Origin of the sequence: Bradyrhizobium roseum (genome assembly GCF_030413175.1) — a bacterium.
Classification (GTDB): domain Bacteria; phylum Pseudomonadota; class Alphaproteobacteria; order Rhizobiales; family Xanthobacteraceae; genus Bradyrhizobium; species Bradyrhizobium roseum.
On sequence record NZ_CP129212.1, the window covers coordinates 4,082,312 to 4,099,192 of the forward strand.

The 16,881-nt window shown below is 63.1% G+C and carries 20 protein-coding genes; 8 read left to right on the top strand and 12 right to left on the bottom strand.

All coding sequences use genetic code 11. The features are described from left to right. Positions 1 to 2: 2 nt before the first annotated feature. Positions 3 to 878 (bottom strand): MBL fold metallo-hydrolase, encoded by an 876-nt coding sequence (locus QUH67_RS19645; protein WP_300940504.1) that lies wholly within the window; start codon positions 876 to 878, stop codon positions 3 to 5. Between the two features lie 162 nt (positions 879 to 1,040). Between QUH67_RS19645 and QUH67_RS19650 the strand changes: the two genes are divergently transcribed. Then, positions 1,041 to 2,012 (top strand): glycerophosphodiester phosphodiesterase family protein, encoded by a 972-nt coding sequence (locus QUH67_RS19650; protein WP_300940505.1) that lies wholly within the window; start codon positions 1,041 to 1,043, stop codon positions 2,010 to 2,012. A 93-nt stretch (positions 2,013 to 2,105) separates the two neighbouring features. On the opposite strand, the gene QUH67_RS19655 is transcribed toward QUH67_RS19650, so the two are convergent. The 4 genes from QUH67_RS19655 to QUH67_RS19670 form a co-directional block, all read right to left on the bottom strand. Next, positions 2,106 to 3,728 (bottom strand): ABC-F family ATP-binding cassette domain-containing protein, encoded by a 1,623-nt coding sequence (locus QUH67_RS19655; RefSeq protein WP_300940506.1) that lies wholly within the window; start codon positions 3,726 to 3,728, stop codon positions 2,106 to 2,108. A 275-nt stretch (positions 3,729 to 4,003) separates the two neighbouring features. Continuing rightward, a complete protein-coding gene (locus QUH67_RS19660) occupies positions 4,004 to 4,690 on the bottom strand; it encodes a substrate-binding domain-containing protein (protein WP_300940507.1) in 687 nt (228 codons plus the stop codon). A 5-nt stretch (positions 4,691 to 4,695) separates the two neighbouring features. Continuing rightward, on the bottom strand, positions 4,696 to 5,400 hold the full coding sequence (locus QUH67_RS19665; RefSeq protein WP_300940509.1) for a hypothetical protein: 705 nt from the start codon (positions 5,398 to 5,400) through the stop codon (positions 4,696 to 4,698). A gap of 289 nt (positions 5,401 to 5,689) precedes the next feature. Next, the gene (locus QUH67_RS19670; protein WP_300940510.1) at positions 5,690 to 6,724 is read right to left on the bottom strand and encodes a glutamine synthetase beta-grasp domain-containing protein; all 1,035 of its coding nucleotides are present in this window, start codon (positions 6,722 to 6,724) and stop codon (positions 5,690 to 5,692) included. Positions 6,725 to 7,310: 586 nt separating this feature from the next. Here QUH67_RS19670 and QUH67_RS19675 point away from each other — a divergent pair. Then, entirely contained in the window at positions 7,311 to 7,508 is a 198-nt protein-coding gene (locus QUH67_RS19675) for a DUF2735 domain-containing protein (RefSeq protein WP_300940512.1), read from the top strand. A gap of 93 nt (positions 7,509 to 7,601) precedes the next feature. Here the strand turns inward: QUH67_RS19675 and QUH67_RS19680 are convergent, their stop codons facing one another. Beyond that, positions 7,602 to 7,919, bottom strand: a complete 318-nt coding sequence (locus QUH67_RS19680; RefSeq protein WP_300940514.1) for an MliC family protein — start codon at positions 7,917 to 7,919, stop codon at positions 7,602 to 7,604. A 92-nt stretch (positions 7,920 to 8,011) separates the two neighbouring features. Here QUH67_RS19680 and QUH67_RS19685 point away from each other — a divergent pair, with 92 nt between their 5' ends. Further along, positions 8,012 to 8,758: a tyrosine-protein phosphatase gene (locus tag QUH67_RS19685; RefSeq protein ID WP_300940516.1), complete on the top strand. Its 747-nt coding sequence runs from the start codon at positions 8,012 to 8,014 to the stop codon at positions 8,756 to 8,758. A 59-nt stretch (positions 8,759 to 8,817) separates the two neighbouring features. On the opposite strand, the gene QUH67_RS19690 is transcribed toward QUH67_RS19685, so the two are convergent. Then, entirely contained in the window at positions 8,818 to 9,018 is a 201-nt protein-coding gene (locus QUH67_RS19690) for a hypothetical protein (RefSeq protein WP_057839937.1), read from the bottom strand. 104 nt (positions 9,019 to 9,122) lie between these two features. Beyond that, positions 9,123 to 9,848, bottom strand: a complete 726-nt coding sequence (locus tag QUH67_RS19695; RefSeq protein ID WP_300940520.1) for an SGNH/GDSL hydrolase family protein — start codon at positions 9,846 to 9,848, stop codon at positions 9,123 to 9,125. Positions 9,849 to 9,958: 110 nt separating this feature from the next. Here QUH67_RS19695 and fabG point away from each other — a divergent pair, with 110 nt between their 5' ends. Then, positions 9,959 to 10,639, top strand: a complete 681-nt coding sequence (fabG, locus tag QUH67_RS19700) for a 3-oxoacyl-ACP reductase FabG (protein WP_300940522.1) — start codon at positions 9,959 to 9,961, stop codon at positions 10,637 to 10,639. Between the two features lie 62 nt (positions 10,640 to 10,701). Then, entirely contained in the window at positions 10,702 to 10,899 is a 198-nt protein-coding gene (locus QUH67_RS19705) for a hypothetical protein (protein ID WP_300940524.1), read from the top strand. Positions 10,900 to 11,144: 245 nt separating this feature from the next. Here QUH67_RS19705 and QUH67_RS19715 read toward each other — a convergent pair whose 3' ends face one another. Beyond that, positions 11,145 to 11,855 (bottom strand): hypothetical protein, encoded by a 711-nt coding sequence (locus QUH67_RS19715; protein WP_300940525.1) that lies wholly within the window; start codon positions 11,853 to 11,855, stop codon positions 11,145 to 11,147. A 190-nt stretch (positions 11,856 to 12,045) separates the two neighbouring features. Between QUH67_RS19715 and QUH67_RS19720 the strand changes: the two genes are divergently transcribed. Together QUH67_RS19720 and QUH67_RS19725 are read left to right on the top strand one after the other, a co-directional pair. Then, positions 12,046 to 12,732, top strand: coding sequence for a DUF2161 domain-containing phosphodiesterase (locus tag QUH67_RS19720; protein WP_300940526.1), 687 nt, complete (start codon positions 12,046 to 12,048; stop codon positions 12,730 to 12,732). A 131-nt stretch (positions 12,733 to 12,863) separates the two neighbouring features. Then, positions 12,864 to 13,166 (top strand): hypothetical protein, encoded by a 303-nt coding sequence (locus tag QUH67_RS19725; protein WP_300940528.1) that lies wholly within the window; start codon positions 12,864 to 12,866, stop codon positions 13,164 to 13,166. 145 nt (positions 13,167 to 13,311) lie between these two features. On the opposite strand, the gene QUH67_RS19730 is transcribed toward QUH67_RS19725, so the two are convergent. Both QUH67_RS19730 and QUH67_RS19735 read right to left on the bottom strand, forming a co-directional pair. Then, positions 13,312 to 13,932, bottom strand: a complete 621-nt coding sequence (locus QUH67_RS19730; protein ID WP_300940529.1) for a GNAT family N-acetyltransferase — start codon at positions 13,930 to 13,932, stop codon at positions 13,312 to 13,314. 147 nt (positions 13,933 to 14,079) lie between these two features. Next, positions 14,080 to 14,478 (bottom strand): PaaI family thioesterase, encoded by a 399-nt coding sequence (locus tag QUH67_RS19735; protein WP_300948101.1) that lies wholly within the window; start codon positions 14,476 to 14,478, stop codon positions 14,080 to 14,082. Positions 14,479 to 14,645: 167 nt separating this feature from the next. Between QUH67_RS19735 and QUH67_RS19740 the strand changes: the two genes are divergently transcribed. After that, positions 14,646 to 15,425 (top strand): cobalamin-binding protein, encoded by a 780-nt coding sequence (locus QUH67_RS19740; RefSeq protein ID WP_300948102.1) that lies wholly within the window; start codon positions 14,646 to 14,648, stop codon positions 15,423 to 15,425. Positions 15,426 to 15,567: 142 nt separating this feature from the next. Here the strand turns inward: QUH67_RS19740 and QUH67_RS19745 are convergent, their stop codons facing one another. Beyond that, complete coding sequence (locus QUH67_RS19745; RefSeq protein WP_300940531.1) at positions 15,568 to 16,845, bottom strand: ArgE/DapE family deacylase; 1,278 nt, start codon at positions 16,843 to 16,845, stop codon at positions 15,568 to 15,570. Positions 16,846 to 16,881 lie beyond the last annotated feature (36 nt).

A 16,881-nucleotide genomic window follows, 5' to 3' on the forward strand; every position in this document is an offset into this window, starting at 1 on the left:
AGCTAGTCCCGCTTGAACCGGTAATCAAACCGATCGCCGTCAGCCGTAATCAGGCCGACCGTCGGCGCCGGAAAATGCACCGGGAGGATCAGCGTGTCGGTGCCGGCCACGGACGCAAAGAATTTTCGCCGCGAGACCGCCGATTGCTTCGGGTCCCAGTCGGGCTTGGCCGACCATTCCGGCTCGCGGCACTGGATGGCGTGATGCATGAGATCGCCGGCCACCACTGCGCGCTTGCCCTTCGAGAAGATGTTGACGCAGCAGTGACAGGGCGAATGCCCCGGCGTAGGCGTCAGGGTCACGGTATCGTCGAGCGCATAATCATCGTCAACCAACACGGCCTGCCCGGCCTCGACGATCGGCAGGCAATTGTCGCGGAAGACTGTCCCTGGCGGGTTGGCGCCCTTGGCGTTCTCGGCTTCCCACGCGGCATATTCCCTCTTGTGAAATATGTATTTGGCGTTGGGAAACGTCGGCACCCATCGCCCGTCGCGCAGCGTGGTATTCCAGCCGGTATGGTCGATGTGCAGATGGGTGCAGAACACGTAGTCGACCTGCTCGTAGGCGATGCCGAGCGCGAACAGCTCGTTGCGCCAGCGCTCCTTGCCGGGGAAATCGAACGGCGGCGGATGGCCCTTGTCCTCCCCGGTGCAGGTGTCGACCAGGATGGTGTAGCGCGGCGTGCGGACCACAAAGGTCTGGTAGGTGATCACCATCATGCCGAGCGCGCTGTCATACACCTCGGGCTCCATGCCGGGCAGATGATGCTTGAACACGGCGTCGTCATAGGCCGGGAAGAAATCCTGCGGCCGGCGCCATGGCCCCTCCCGTTCGATGACCGCGTCGATGGTGATATCGCCGATCCTGAGCTGCTTCATGGCCGTTACGCTCCCCTTTTTCAAAGTAGCGTAAAGGGCGGACCCAGCGCCGACAAGCCGCGCTCATGTTGTGGCGCCATGCGTTTCGGCACGCGCTGCGCTCCGCCGCAAATCGACCAGAAAGGCCGACTAGCGAGGGCGTCCTTGACGCGGAGCCGGGCCTTGAAGAAAAAGTTCAAATACGCCGCGGTGGCCGCCGTCGTCCTCGCCGCCATCTATGCCAACAACACCAACCGTCTCGCCGCGCATCGCGAGGGCGCGCCCGTCCTGCTCGCGCATCGCGGCATCGCCCAGCGCTTCGACGAACGCGACCTGAAGAATGACACTTGCACGGCCGCGAGGATGCTGCCGTCCGGCCACGACTATCTGGAGAACACGATTGCGTCGATGCGAGCCGGCTTTGCCGCCGGCGCCGATATCGTCGAGCTCGATGTGCATCCGACCACCGACGGCGAATTCGCGGTGTTTCACGACTGGGCGCTGGATTGCCGCACCGATGGCCACGGCGTGACGCGCGAACACCCGATGGCCTATCTGAAGAAACTCGACATCGGCTACGGCTACACTTCCGATGGCGGCAAGACCTTCCCGTTTCGCGGCAAGGGTATCGGCCTGATGCCGACGCTCGTCGAGGTGCTGGAAGCTTTTCCAAGAGAGCGGCTCCTGATCAATGTAAAGAGCCGCGACGCGTCCGAGGGCGAGAAGCTCGCGTCCGTACTGACCAAGCTTCCCGCCGAACGCCGGGCGCAGATCATGGTGTATGGCGGCGATGAGCCGGTCGAGATCGTGCGCCGGCTCATGCCCGACGTCCGCACGATCTCGCGCGCGGCCATCAAGAGCTGCCTGCTCGGCTATATCGGCTATGGCTGGAGCGGCGTGGTTCCGAAAGCGTGCCGCAACGCCATGGTCATGCTGCCGGTCAACGTCGCCCCGTGGCTATGGGGTTGGCCGGACCGCTTCCTCAACCGCATGCAGACGGCCGGCAGCGAGGTCTTCGTGCTCGGCCCCTATCGCGGTGGCGGGTTCTCGACCGGCATCGATACATCGGAGCAACTGGCGCAGCTGCCGCCAAACTATTCCGGCGGTATCTGGACCAACGAGATCGAGACGATTGCTCCGCTGGTGCGGAAATAGTTGCCCAGTCCGCCACGGTATTCGACCCCTCATGGTTCGAGACGCTCGCTCCGCGAGTTCCTCAGGGTGAGGGTTAAAGAGTTGAGCTGCGAGCTAGCTCCGCAATCCCGGCGCTTCCTGTCCGGTGCGTGCGACATATTCGGTGTAACCCCCGCCAAACAGATGCGGGCCATCCGGCGTCAGCTCCAGCACGCGGTTGGAGAGCGCGGCCAGAAAATGCCGGTCGTGGGAAACGAACAGCATCGTGCCCTCGAACTCCGAGAGCGCGTTGATCAGCATTTCCTTGGTCGCGAGATCAAGATGGTTGGTCGGCTCGTCCAGCACCAAAAAATTCGGCGGGTCGAACAGCATATGCGCCATCACCAGCCGCGCCTTCTCGCCGCCGGAGAGCACCCGGCATTTCTTCTCGACGTCGTCGCCGGAGAATCCGAAGCAGCCGGCGAGCGCGCGCAGACTGCCCTGGCCTGCTTGCGGAAATGAATCTTCCAGCCACTGGAACACGGTCCGTTCGCCGTCGAGCAGGTCCATGGCGTGCTGGGCAAAATAGCCCATCTTGACGCTGCCGCCGATCGCCACTGTGCCGTCGTCGGGCTCGGTCGAGCCTGCCACCAGCTTCAACAGCGTCGACTTGCCGGCCCCGTTGATGCCCATCACGCACCACCGCTCCTTGCGGCGGATCATGAAATCGAGCCCCTGATAGATGGGGCGGCTGCCATAGCCCTTGTGAACGTTCTTCAGGCTGACGACGTCCTCGCCCGAGCGCGGCGCCGGCAGGAATTCGAACGCCACCGACTGGCGGCGTTTCGGCGGCTCGACGCGCTCGATCTTGTCAAGCTTCTTGACCCGGCTCTGCACCTGGGCGGCGTGCGAGGCGCGCGCCTTGAAGCGCTCGATGAACTTGATTTCCTTGGCCAGCATCGCCTGCTGGCGCTCGAATTGCGCCTGCTGCTGCTTTTCGTTCAGCGCCCGCTGCGCCTCGTAGAATTCGTAATTGCCGGAATAGGTGGTCAGGGTACCGCCGTCGATCTCGACCACCTTGTTGATGATGCGGTTGATGAACTCGCGGTCATGCGAGGTCATCAAGAGCGCGCCCTCGTATCCCCTCAAAAACTGCTCCAGCCAGATCAGGCTTTCCAGATCGAGATGGTTGCTCGGCTCGTCCAGCAGCATGACGTCGGGTCGCATCAGGAGGATGCGCGCCAGCGCCACCCGCATCTTCCAGCCGCCCGACAGCGCGCCGACATCGCCTTCCATCATTTCCTGGCTGAAGCCGAGGCCCGACAACGCCTCCCGCGCGCGGCCATCGAGCGCATAGCCATCAAGCTCCTCGAAACGATGCTGGACCTCGCCATAGCGCGCGATGATCTCATCCATGTCATCGGCACGATCCGGATCGGCCATCGCCGCCTCCAGTTCCCTCAACTCGGCCGCCACGACGCTGACGGGCCCCGCCCCGTCCATGACCTCGGCCACGGCGCTGCGGCCCGACATCTCGCCGACGTCCTGGCTGAAATAGCCGATGGTAATGCCGCGATCGAGCGAGACCTGGCCCTCGTCGGGCAGTTCCTGGCCCGAAATCATCCGGAACAATGTGGTCTTGCCGGCCCCGTTCGGCCCGACCAGGCCGATCTTTTCGCCCTTCTGCAGGGCGGCGGAGGCTTCGATGAAGAGGATCTGGTGACCGACTTGCTTGCTGACGTTATCGAGACGGATCATGGGGGCCTGACAGGAGGAAAACCGCTGCGCGCCGCTGCTTAGGACATCTGGTCCGCGGGTGGAAGCGGCCAGTTCATCAACCTGGACGGCATGCGATCGTCTCAAGACAACCAGGCCACGGCCCACTCGGACAGGTGAAGTCGCGCACCGAAAATAGCTCTATGCCGGCCGCATCCGTTTCAGCGTCGCCGACAGCCTCAGGCTGCGCTTGCCCGCCAGCGCGATGGCTTCGTATTCAGCGGCCTCCTCAGGTGGGCTCTGGTTAGCGAGCAGGATCACGGATCCAGCCCGCTCGCACGCAAGGTCGGCGCGACCGCGCCCGAGGCCAGAAATCGCAGCAGCCGGTCGGCTTCATCCGGCCTCGACGTCGTCGCCATGCGCCCGGCGGAAAACACCGCAGGCGTTTGCAATTCGTGCGGAATGGGGCCGACCACCTCGATGCCTTCGATCTGCTTCAACTCGCTGATCTGCTGGACCGCGAGATCGGCCTTGCCGGTCACGAGCTTTTCCGCGGTAAAACCCTGCTGGATGATCGTTGCCTTTGCATTGACGTCGGAGGCGATGCCGAGTTGCTCGATCAGCTTCGCGAACAGGATGCCGCTGGCGCCCAGCCGCGAATAGGTCACCGACCGTGCGCCGAGCAAGGCTGCGCGCAGCGCCGCTTCCGTCGCGATATCGGGATGTGGCGCGCCCGCTTTGACGGCGATGCCGACCCAGGAGCGCGCCAGGTCGACGCAACTGCTGGCAGCCACCCGCCCCTCGCGCGAGACCTCGTCCAGCCCCTCGCGGGTCAGGATCACGACGTCGGCTCCCTCGCCGGCGCGCAGCCGGTCCAGCAGCGCCAGGGTCGGCGCGAAATCGGCGTCGATATGCCCGCCGCCGCCGGCGCGATACTGGCCCGCCAATGCGAGGACGGCGTCCTTCAGCGCCAGCGTCGACAGCACGCGGATGGTGTGGCTCATGACAGCTAGACCCGGTGCATCAGCTTGAGTACGGCGGTCATGCGCAGGCTGCGCTTGCCGGCGAGCGCGGTCGCCTCCAGCAGCGCGCCTTCGGCGTCGCAGGTGCCGGAAAAGCCGATGCCGACTTCATGGCCGCCGAAGATCGGGTTCTCGCCCATGGCCGCCGTGTGCTCCTGATTCAGGATCTGCCCCTTCCAGCGGCCGTTCTCCGACGTGTAGGAGCCGACATAATAGAACGAGGCGTCGCCGCCGAGGATGCGGCCTTCATTGAGCAGCATGACGCCGGTCAGGCCGCCCTCGACGCCGTCAAGCAGACGGATGTGAATTGAATAGAGGCCATTGACGACGCCCCCCTCGCCCACGCCCCCGGCGATTGGAATGGCGTCCTGCTCGATCGGCGTCATCACGGAATGGAACGCTACGCCGGGCAGTTCCTTCAGGCCGCCTTCGAAACGGTAGAGAGCGCCGTCGGCCCTGCCCTTCGCCAGTAGCGTGGCATCGTCGGTGCCGGCCATCGCGCCGTAGTTCGGGTCGGGATTATGGCGGACGGTCCGGATCACGATATCGACGCTGTCGTCATGCTTCTCGTAGGTACCGATGTGGGCAAACGCCGAATTGCCGCCCAGCATCCTGCCGTCGCGCGCATACATGACGCTGCGGCCGACCGCAGCGCCAAGCTGAAACCTGACTTTGTAGAAACCCTCAAACAATGCCGCGTCCCCGGCAAGCCCGGAGCTTCGGTTCTGATCGAGAACCGAAGCTCTGGATTCTTGTTTCGACGCGTTTTCTTCACGCGAACCGGCAGCCAATTCGCTCGAAAACGCTGTGAAGGGCGTTGTCTAGCGCGGTTCACACCCCGTGGAAACGGCCTTGAACCCGCGCAATTGAATCAAACCGCAAGTAGCATCATCGGTTGTCATCAAAATACAATGATCCGCCAGGGTGGTTTCGCCCTGGCGGATCAATGGTGCAACCGGTGGAGGTCCTATCGCAGGTCGCTTAGGCCGCGGCCGCCTTGGCGGTCGGGACTTCCGCGATGGTCTTCAGGATCTGGGACGCGATCTGGTAGGGGTCGCCTTGCGAGTTCGGACGGCGGTCTTCCAGATAGCCCTTGTAGTCGTTCTTGATGAACGAGTGAGGCACGCGGATCGAGGCGCCGCGGTCCGCCACGCCATAGCTGAACTTGTTCCAGGGCGCGGTCTCGTGCTTGCCGGTCAGGCGCTTGTCGTTGTCAGGCCCGTAGACGGCAATGTGGTCCATCAGGTTCTTGTCGAAGGCCGCCATCAGCTTCTCGAAGTAATCCTTGCCGCCGACTTCGCGCATGAACTTGGTCGAGAAATTGGCGTGCATGCCGGAGCCGTTCCAGTCGGTGTCGCCGAGCGGCTTGCAGTGGAATTCGATGTCGATGCCGTAGGATTCGGTCAGGCGCAGCATCAAATAGCGGGCCATCCACATCTGGTCGGCCGCGGTCTTGGAGCCCTTGCCGAAGATCTGGAATTCCCACTGGCCCTTCGCCACTTCGGCATTGATGCCCTCGTGGTTGATGCCGGCGGCGAGACAGAGGTTGAGGTGCTCTTCGACGATCTTGCGGGCAACCGAACCGACATTCGAGTAGCCCACGCCGGTATAGTACGGGCCCTGCGGCGCCGGATAACCGTCGGCCGGGAAGCCGAGCGGGCGGCCGTCTTTGTAGAAGAAGTATTCCTGCTCGAAGCCGAACCAGGCGCCTTCATCGTCGAGAATCGTCGCGCGCTTGTTGGAAGCGTGCGGGGTCACGCCATCGGGCATCATGACTTCGCACATGACAAGCGCGCCGTTTTCGCGGGCGGCGTCGGGATAGACCGCAACCGGCTTCAGCACGCAATCGGAGCTGTGGCCTTCGGCCTGCATGGTGGACGAACCATCGAAGCCCCAGAGCGGGAGCTGTTCCAGCGTCGGGAACTTGTCGAATTCCTTGATCTGCGTTTTGCCGCGCAAACTCGGCGTCGGCGTATAGCCGTCGAGCCAAATATACTCGAGCTTGTACTTGGTCATTGAGCCTCTCTTAAGTTGCTAGTGGAATGCGGAAGACCCAAGCCCCAAAATCTGGAGCCCCTGAAATCTGGATTTTGACGCCCAGCCCCCTGGAAGTCTCCGCATACGTGTACCCGGCCACGTCAGGCCACCTCTTACTAAGCATTTAACGTGCCAGTCGCTGCACTGCGGGACAGGCTTTCCACACGGCGTCCGGACGTGGGACGAAAATAAAAGCTGCGACATAGGAGCGCGGCCGGCCTGCAAACCGGGCAACGCGGGGGTGGCCGCGCCGTCCGAATCCAGCCCATTTCTCCGGCATTTCTGCTTCAGGGGCGCACCCCGATTAAAGCAGCGGCATGCCTCCAGAGCGCCTTAGGTGCTCGCCTGCCCGCCCAAGCAACCATGTGGCCGGTTCGCGCGTTGCGCATGTTCCCGCTGCCTTGCAGGAAGCAAAGCCAAAAAATGCCTACGAACTAGACAGATGATGACGATCTCTTGGTCACCTTGCACCCACTCCGGGCACCGACAATATCGAGTTACGTAACCGCTAGAAAACGAGTCGGGCGCACCATGGGGTGCGGCTTTGGCAAAAGGAGAGACTGTGATGATGAATACGGGTGCAAATCAGGGATCCGCAAGGATCTATCAATTCCCCACCGGGGGCCGTGCGGCGCTCGGCGGACGCCGCTATGGCGAAGCCAAGACCGGGTTTGCGGCCGCGCCGGCCAACCTCGCCGCTTGCAGCGATAGCTGGTACCACGCCGCCGCCATCGAGGAAGAAAAGAGCGGACGGGACCACTAATGTCTCGGCGGTGTTTGACAGGGACGCGCCCAATCAGAAGGGCGCGAACGGCGAACTAAACAAGGGTCGAAACAACGCCGTTTCGGCCCTTTTTCATATCTGCTCGCACGTCGTGACAGGTCGCTTGGCGTGCTTGAGCATCGTGACCCCAGCCTTGGTGATCTTGAGGGTGACGCCCCCGCCCTGGTAGCGCGATCCCGACAGCGCCACGCGCTTGGGCAGTGTCAGCGACTTGCCGTCGAGTTGCAGATGGGCGCGGGAATCGTATTGGAAAAACCCGACGATGAATTGCGCCCCGTCGGCGCAGCGATAGTTCCGAAAGCCCGACTGCGCCGATGCGGCCAACGGTACCGCCGCCGTCACCACAAGGCACAGCGCGGCGCCAAAAATCGAGTTCCCAGCGCGATTCATGTTTGGTCCCCCATGGGGTACAGTATAGACGAAAGACGCCAACACACGATGGCCCGCTCCCATCAGCCACTCAAGATCACCGGAAGCAGCCGATGTCAGCCCCCCTCGACCGTCATCTCAACCTCTCCGGCGCCAGCAATTTCCGCGATCTCGGCGGCTATCCGACCGCCGACGGCCGGGCCGTGCGCTGGCGGCAGATCTTTCGCTCCAACCATCTCGGCCATCTCACCGAGGAAGACGCCGCCGTGCTGCGACAGCTCGGCGTCCGCAGCGCTTTCGACTTTCGCGGCACCGAGGAGCGGGCCGCGGCGGTGTGCGGCATGCCTGAAATAACCGTGCATTCGCTGCCGGTCGAACCGACGGTGGTGGCGGCGCTGCGGGCGATCGTGGCGTCCGGCACGCCGCTGTCGACGGACCATGCCATCGAGGTGATGCGCGATTCCTACAGCGGGTACGTACAGAAAAACACGCCGCACTTTCGCACGCTGTTTGCGCATCTATTGGAAGACCGGGCGCCGCTGGTGATCCACTGCACCGCTGGCAAGGACCGCACCGGTTTTGCCTGCGCACTGATCCTGCACACGCTGGGCGTTTCCCGGGACACCATTTCGGAAGATTATCTTTTGACCAACCGCTTCTACCGCAGGGATCCCAACCACAGCACCGACCTGCCCGACGAGATCAGAGAGGTGCTCGGTTCGGTGCGGGAAGCGTTTCTTGCCGCCGCGTTCGAGGCGATCGACGCCGATTACGGCGATCTCGAAACCTATCTTCGCGACGGTCTCGGTCTCGGCAAGGCCGAGCGTGCCCATCTCGAAGCGCGCTATCTTCAGGGCTGATCTGACTTCACTTGCCGCACCCGCCTTCGAAGGTTTGGCAGTCCGGCGAGGCTGCCGGCTCAGGCTGCCGCTTCCATCTCCATTTCGGCATCGAGATCGGCGATGACATCCTCAAACGCCGAGATCGCCTGCTGGATCGCCGCGATCTGCATCAATTCCCAGCTTGAAACCGGACCGCTGCGATTCTGCAACGCGACGACGAGATCGCGGCGCTGCTCCTTAAGCTGAACAAGCGGTAAACCATGATCCGGCAAACCCATAACAAATTCCCCTGCCTGTGATTGGTAGCCGGTTGTAGCGGGCGGATTCTGAAAACGGCTTACAAAACTCAGGCAAATTTTAGCGATTCTGACACTCCGTAGCCTCACGTGAAGCCCGCTGCCCGCACCATCTTCTTGATCTGGTTGAACAGCGCCTCCGTGACATTCCGCGTCGCCCAGTCGCTCAGATGCAGCACGTCCCTGTCGGCCGGATCGATAAATTCCCGCATCGGGATGGTCTTCAGCCAATGCTCCATCAGGGCGTAGCGAGAAAAGACATCGACCCCGGCAGCCTCCGCCAGTTCGGATATGCGTTTCACCATCTTGTCGGAGAGTTCTTTCTTCTCGGGCTTCTCGACGACGGCGGTGGTATATTGCGAATCCATCAGGATGACATCGGCCGGTATCTTGGCCAGCCGCTCCAGTCCATCCTCGATGGCGGTCACGACCTCTTCGAATACGAATTCGGTATTGCGGTAGACGGCGTTGGTGCCGACCTGCCAGATCACCAGCGCCGGCGCCTCGTCGATCACGTCGGACTTCATGCGTGGCAGTTGGGTCGTCGCCTCCTCGCCACCGACCCCCCGGTTGATCACGTTGATCATCCGCTTGCCGAATCCATCCATCATCTGGTTGCCAAACTCAGCTCTCAGCATAAGCTCGAGATAGGATGGATAGGGTACGATGGCGCCCGCGCCCGCCGTCGACGAGGAACCCAAGGCAACGATTTTGGTGTTTCGCTGCTTCAGGCACCGCGCCAGATTTGGCAGCGGGTATTTGAAGCCCGCGATATCGTGCTGCAACTCGCCAGGCGGGGAAGTTTCTGCCATATGCCCTCCCTGTTGTCGGAGCGATCAATGATCCGGCATAGTGGCACGGAATTTGACCGAGCAATGCAACTCGTTTTCACCAAAACTCGCCGTTTGCCGGGAGGTCCATCATGGACGGAAAAGTGATAGTCGTCACGGGCGCGCTCGGCGCGCTTGGCCGGGTGGTCGTCGCGGAAGCGCGATCGCGCGGCGCGCGCCTGGCGTGCGTCGACCATGCGCCGACGCAAGTCCCGGCAACGTCAGAACTTCTGGAACTCGGCGGCGTCGACCTCACCGATGCCGCCCAGGCCGGCAAGGCGGTCAACGCCGCCGCCTCGCATTTCGGCAGGCTCGATGCGCTGGTCAACATCGCCGGCGGTTTTGCCTTCGAGACGGTGGCGGATGGCGATCCCGGAACGTGGCAGCGGATGTACGCGCTCAACGTCATGACGGCGCTGAACGCATCGCGCGCGGCCATCCCGCATCTCGCCGCCTCGGGCACCGGGCGCATCGTCAATGTCGGGGCAATGGGCGCGCTTCAGGCGGGTAGCGGCATGGGCGCCTATGCCGCTTCGAAAGCCGGCGTGCACCGCCTCACCGAGGCGCTCGCAGCCGAACTCAAGGGCAGGATCACGGTCAACGCCGTGCTGCCCTCGATCATCGACACCGCGGCCAACCGCGACAGCATGCCGAAATCCGATTTTGCAAAATGGGTGCGCCCGAAGGAACTGGCCGACGTGATCCTGTTCCTGGCCAGCGACGCCGCCAGCGCCGTCACCGGCGTCTTGCTGCCGGTGAACGGGCGGGTTTAGTCCGGCATGTGGCTGCCCTGGTACGGCTTTTCGATGAGCTCGCAGCGTGTTATGTTACTTCAATGACCACAGAAGATATCGAAAAGGCCGTTGAGCAATTGCCGCCGCGAGAACTGGCCAGGTTTCGTGCCTGGTTTGAAGCATTTGACGCCGATCGCTTTGACGCGGCGATCGAACGTGATGCGCATGCGGGCAAGCTCGACGCATTTGCAGAGGAAGCCGTCGCAGCCTATCGCGCTGGCAAATCCACCGACTTGTGAGACATTCTGCATCGCCAGGTTTTGGGACGCCTACCGATCATTGCCTTCCTCGATCCAAAAGCTGGCTGATGCCAACTTTGCTTTACTGAAACGTGACCCGCGCCATCCCTCGCTTCGATTCAAACGAGTGGGTCGGTATTGGTCTGCCCGTGTTGGCCTGCGCTATCGTGCCTTGGCCATTGAAGTCGATGACGTCTGCGTTTGGTTCTGGATCGGTCTCACGCGGACTACGATCGATTGATCGATTAGTCCTCCACAGCTACCAGCTTTCGCAGCACGGCCTTGAAGCGGATGCTGCGCTTGCCGGCGAGCGCGGTGGCTTCGCCTTCCGCTCCCTCGCTGTCATAGGTGCCGGAAAAGCCGATGCCGACCTCATGGCCGCCGAACAGCAGCCGGTCGCCCTTCGACTGCGTGTGCTCGCGGTTGACGAGTTCGCCCTTCCACTTGCCGTTCGCCGCCGTATAGGCTCCGATGTAATCGAAGAACGCGTCGCCGCCCCGGATGCGTCCGTCATGCAGCAGCATGACGCCGCTGTTGCCGGCATCGATGCCGTCGAGCATGCGGATGTGGATGGAATAGAGCCCGTTGCCGATTCCGTCCGGGCCGACTGCGCCGGGCGGCGGCGCATCATCGTCGTTGATCGGCGTGAGCACGGTATTGAACCGCAAGCCCGGCAAGGCCGCGCTGCCGCCTTCGAAATGAATTTCGTCCCCGCGGCGCGCGCCGGTGTAGTTCAGCGCGATGTTATCGATATCGAACATCGGGACATAGCCGGGGTCGTAGTAATGGCGCGACATCAGGCATTCCGCGGAGATGACGCCATCGGCCTCCGTGAAATGGCCTACGAACGACGAGCCGGTATCGCCGCCATAGAGTCTGCCGCTTTCGGTGGCGAAAATCACGCCGGAACCTGCCCCGCTCTCCGCCGTGAAACGGAATTTGTACAATCCTCGCACGCTCTGCTCACTCCGGAACCGGCAACCACGACGGCCCCGCGACCGATCGGTCACGAGGTTTCCATGCTTGCCGTTGGCCTTGTCCCCGCGCCGACTTTACCTCCTGCCGCCATCCGATCAAACGCTTTGCCCGATTTCGGCTAAACTCTGTGCGATTGAGTCGCGGCCACACCGCCGCCGGAGCGAATTTTTGGAAACCGCGCTTTACCTTCCCGTCAAACGCTTCCTCGAAAAGCTTGGCTTCACCGTCAAGGGCGAGGTCGGCGGCTGCGATCTGGTGGCGCTGAGCGGCGACGATCCGCCGATCGTGGTGATCGGCGAACTGAAGCTCGCCTTCAACCTGGAACTGATCCTGCAGGCGGTGGATCGCGCCGGCGCCGCCGACGAGGTCTGGGTCGCGGCAAAACTATCCGCCCGCGGCAAGGGCCGCGAGGGCGACGCGCGCTACCGCAACCTTTGCCGCCGGCTCGGGTTCGGCATGCTGGCGGTGACCGGCTCAGGCGAAGTCGAAGTGATCGTGCAGCCAGCAACGACAGCCCCTCGCCGCAATCCGAAAAAGCGCTCGCGGCTGGTCGCCGAGCATCAAAAGCGCAGGGGCGATCCGGCGATGGGCGGATCGACCCGGGCGCCAATCATGACGGCCTATCGGCAGCAGGCGCTGGCCTGCGCCTCGGCGCTGTCAGGCGGGCCACGGCGCGTGAAGGATTTGCGAGCGGACATCCCGGATGCCGGAAAAATCCTGCTGCACAACGTCTACGGATGGTTCGACCGCGCCGAACGCGGCATTTATGGGCTCACCGATTCCGGGCATGCCGCGCTGAAACGATGGCCGCAGCAGCCGCTGGAGAGCGGCGCCGCCGGTAATTCGGCGCCATGATGCCGGTAAACGGGACAAAGACGTTAAGGCTGGAGCAATTGCAGGTGCATGGCTGTATTGCCGCACGAAATGCATATTGCAATGCAGCATAAGGACCCCTAGGTATCTCCGCAATCAGATACGAGGCCCCTATGAGCGAAGACTGGAACACGAAATACGGCACACGGCGCGTCCGGCGGGATCCGCCGACGCTGGAAGAGGCAATCTTCGCCGCGGTCGGGATCACCGATGATCAGCAGCAGCAGGCGGAAATCGCCGCCGCGCTGATGGGGTTGCCTTACGAGGACGTGCTGGTGGAAGTGAAAAAGACCGGCCGCGCGGTCGCGCGATCGGCCACCCGCATCATCGCGGGCGAGCAAGGCGCTCAGCGCGCGGTGGTGGTCGAGCGCCGAGTCATCAGGCGTTTTGGCAACGACAAGCGTACCGGCACCTGAAGCCGGTGCGCTCAATCGAATCGGACAGCGGTTCGCGGGGCGAAAATCGGAACACATCATACAAAAGGAGCCCGGTTCTGGTTCAGCCAGAACCGGGCTCTAGCATTTTCGGGGACCGGACGTCGGCCCTCATCGCGCCCGCAGCTCAGGCGGCCCGGCTCCAGCCGGACATCCGCAGCCACATCCGCCAATAGGCACGGTTGAGGTTCGCGACCGCGCGGGCGGCGTTCAGCGCGATGTCCGCCCAAGTGGGCGCAAGCTCGGTGTGATCCTGTTTGGTCAGGTCGATGGTGCCGGTAGATTCCCCGTGCCGGAACACGAGCTGCGCACCGAACTTGTTGGCGAGCGCGCGCATTGCCTGGTTCTGTGCGCCGGTCGTGATCCGCAAGTTGGTGTAGCCTTTGGCGCGCGCCTCGGTGATCACCTTGCGGAACAGGATGCTGCCGACGCCCCTTCGCCGCACTGAAGCTTCGACGCTGAACGCGATCTCGGGAAGCGAATCCGCGGACTGGTCCGGCGGATGCAGTTCCGCCGCGCCGCGAACCACGCCGTTCTCAAAAAAGGCGACGATGGTCGTGCCGTCATCGGCGCATTTTTGGGCGTAGCGCTCGATAAAGCTGTCATCCATGAAGCCATGGAAACGGTCGCGGCGGCTGTCGCGGTCGAGCCGCAACAGATGATCGCGCAACAGCGGCAATTCTTCCTGCTGGCTCAGCGTGCGCACGCTGCTGTTGGCAAGCGCAGCCGCGATAACGGTGAGGTACATTTTCTAACTCCTCTGAGAGAAGCCCTCGAGGAGGCGTCGAATCCCTAGGGCACTAATATTGTGCATCGCAACATTAAATTCAAGCCTCTGGAATGCCTCATAAAATGTCATATTCCGTTAACTAAATAGTAGGCAATGACGGTCGTATCACAGCACCATCTGTGTCTGCGTCACGACCGCCACCAGCTTGCCGTCTTCCGTCTCCAGCCGGGTCTGCCAGACCTGGGTGCGGCGGCCCCGATGAACCGGCGTGGCGGTGGCAATCACGGTCGCGCCCTCCTTGGCGCCGCCGATGAAATTGGTCTTGCTCTCGATCGTGGTGGTGCCTTTGGCATCCGCCGGCAGGTTGATGACGGTTGCCGCGGCGCCGACCGAATCCGCGAACGCCATCACCGCGCCACCGTGAATCGTGTTGCGTAGCGTGCACAGATCCGGCCGCACCAGCATCTTCGCCACCACCCGGTCCATTCCGGCTTCCGTGAAGGTCACGCCCTTCAGTTCGGCAAACGGCATCTTCATCGATTGGATTTTCTCGAGCGGCGTCATTTCTTCCTCCGGCTTCTGTAATCTGTCATACGCGGGCTTGACCCGCGTATCCATCCATCTTCCAACGAGATGTTTTTGAGAGGATGGATTGCCGGGTCAAGCCCGGCAATGACGTTGCAGGTAATGTCTGCCGTGACATGGCTTGCGGGATTCGGCATATGGTCACCATGCGCCAGTTCCCGCCCCGCCGGATCGTCTGCCTGACCGAAGAGACCGTCGAGACATTGTATCTGCTCGGCGAGCAGGACCGCATCGTCGGCGTCTCCGGCTACGCCGTGCGGCCGCCCGGCGTCCGCCGCGAGAAGCCCCGGGTTTCCGCCTTCATCTCCGCGGACATTCCGAAGATCCTCGCGCTGCAGCCTGACCTCGTGCTGGCCTTCTCCGACCTTCAGGCGGCCATCGTCGCCGATCTGGTCCGCGCCGGCGTCGCCGTCCACGTCTTCAACCACCGCGACATCGCCGGCATCTTTGCGATGATCCGCATGCTCGGTGCCCTCGTCGGGGCGGCGGAACGCGCCGACCAACTGGCGAGTGATCTTGCAGCGCGCCTCGCGCGCATCGCCGCAACGCCCCGTCCCTTGCCGAAACCAAAGGTCTATTTCGAGGAATGGGACGATCCCTTGATCTCCGGTATCGGCTGGGTATCCGAACTGATCGAGATCGCCGGCGGCGAGGACGCGCTGCCCGGGTTGCGGCTGCAGCAGGCCGCGAAGGACCGGATCATTTCGCCCGATGCGGTGCGCGACGCCGCGCCTGACGTGATCCTCGCGTCATGGTGCGGCAAGAGGGTTGTGCCGGAGCGGATTCGACAGCGCCCGGGCTGGAGCGAGATCCCGGCGGTGCGCAACAACCGCATCGTCGAGATCAAGTCGCCGATCATTTTGCAGCCTGGACCGGCGGCGCTGACCGACGGGCTGGATGCGATCGTGCAGGCGTTGTGGGGATAGGAAAAACTCGTAGGGTGGGCAAAGGAGCGCAGCGACGTGCCCACCCTTCTAGTGTTGAGCCAACAATGGTGGGCACGCTTCGCTCTGCCCACCCTACGGCAGCGTGGCTACCCTGCGTTCGCAGGGACGACGAGAGAGCGAACTACGCCTTCTCCACCCCGCACCATTCCGCGATGAACAGCGCGGTCGCCTTGGTCGACTTCCGCAGCGACTCTAACTCGACATATTCGTTGAAGCCGTGCATCGCCGCGCCCTTGGCGCCGAAGCAGAGGCTCGGGATGTCGTAGTTCAATCCATAGAACCGTGTGTCGGTCAGCGCGGTGAAGGCGCGATCCGGCACGGTGCCGCCAATGACGGCGCCGAACGCCTTGGCGAACGCGGCTTCCGGTTCGGCCGAATTCACCAGTTCATAGCCTTCCGACAGGAAACCCGACCATTCCACCTGCGGCGGGTTGTTGGAGAGAAAGCGGTGGTCACGCGCGGCGGCCGAGACGCAGGCCAGAATCTCCTTCTGGCATTCGGCGATCGACCAGCCCGGCAAGACCGCGATCCGGCAGTCGACGTCGCACCAGGCCGGCACGCTGGAGGCCCAGTCGCCGCCCTTGATGATCCCCGGGTTGAAATTGAGCGGTTGCGCGACCGCGTTGAAATGGCGATCCGCCTTGGCGCGCTCGTTCCAGTCGGCCTCGAGCTTCTGCAGCGCGTGGATCAGATCATACGCCGCCAGGATCGCGTTGGCGCCGGCGCCGGCCTCGAACACATGCACCGGAAAGCCGCGCACTTTCAGGCGGAACCAGATCACGCCGACCTGCGAGCGGATCATGGTCTCGCCGGTCGGCTCCGGGATGAAGCAGGCGTCCGCGCGGTAGCCGCGCTGCAGGGTCGAGAGCGCGCCGACGCCGGTGCTCTCTTCCTCGATCACGGACTGGAAGTGGATGCGCGCCGTTGGCTTCAGCCCCGCAGCCTTGATGGCATCGAGCGCATAGAGCGCGCCAATGGTGCCCGACTTCATGTCACAGGCGCCGCGGCCATACATTTTGCCGTCCTTGATGACCGGCGCGAACGGCGGCGTCTCCCACATGTCGAGGGGCCCGGTCGGAACGACATCGCAGTGGCCCTGCAGGATCAGCGATCGGCCGGCATTGTTCGCCGGCCGGTAGGTGCCGACCACGCTCCGCGCCTTCGAGAAATCATGCTCGATCGGACCAAACCCGCGCAGATCCTTCAGATCCCCGACATCGATATGCCAGTCGTCGACCTCATAGCCGCGCTGGCGCAGGAGATCGCCGATCATGTCCTGGCACGGCCCTTCGGCGCCACGGGTCGAGGGGATCGCAACGAAATCCCTGGTCGTCGCCAATTGGGCGTCGAAGCCCGCATCGACGGCGTCGAGGATTCTCTGTTGCGTATCGGCGTTCATGCGGCGACTCCAATGGCGTATTCGGGAGCGCGCACC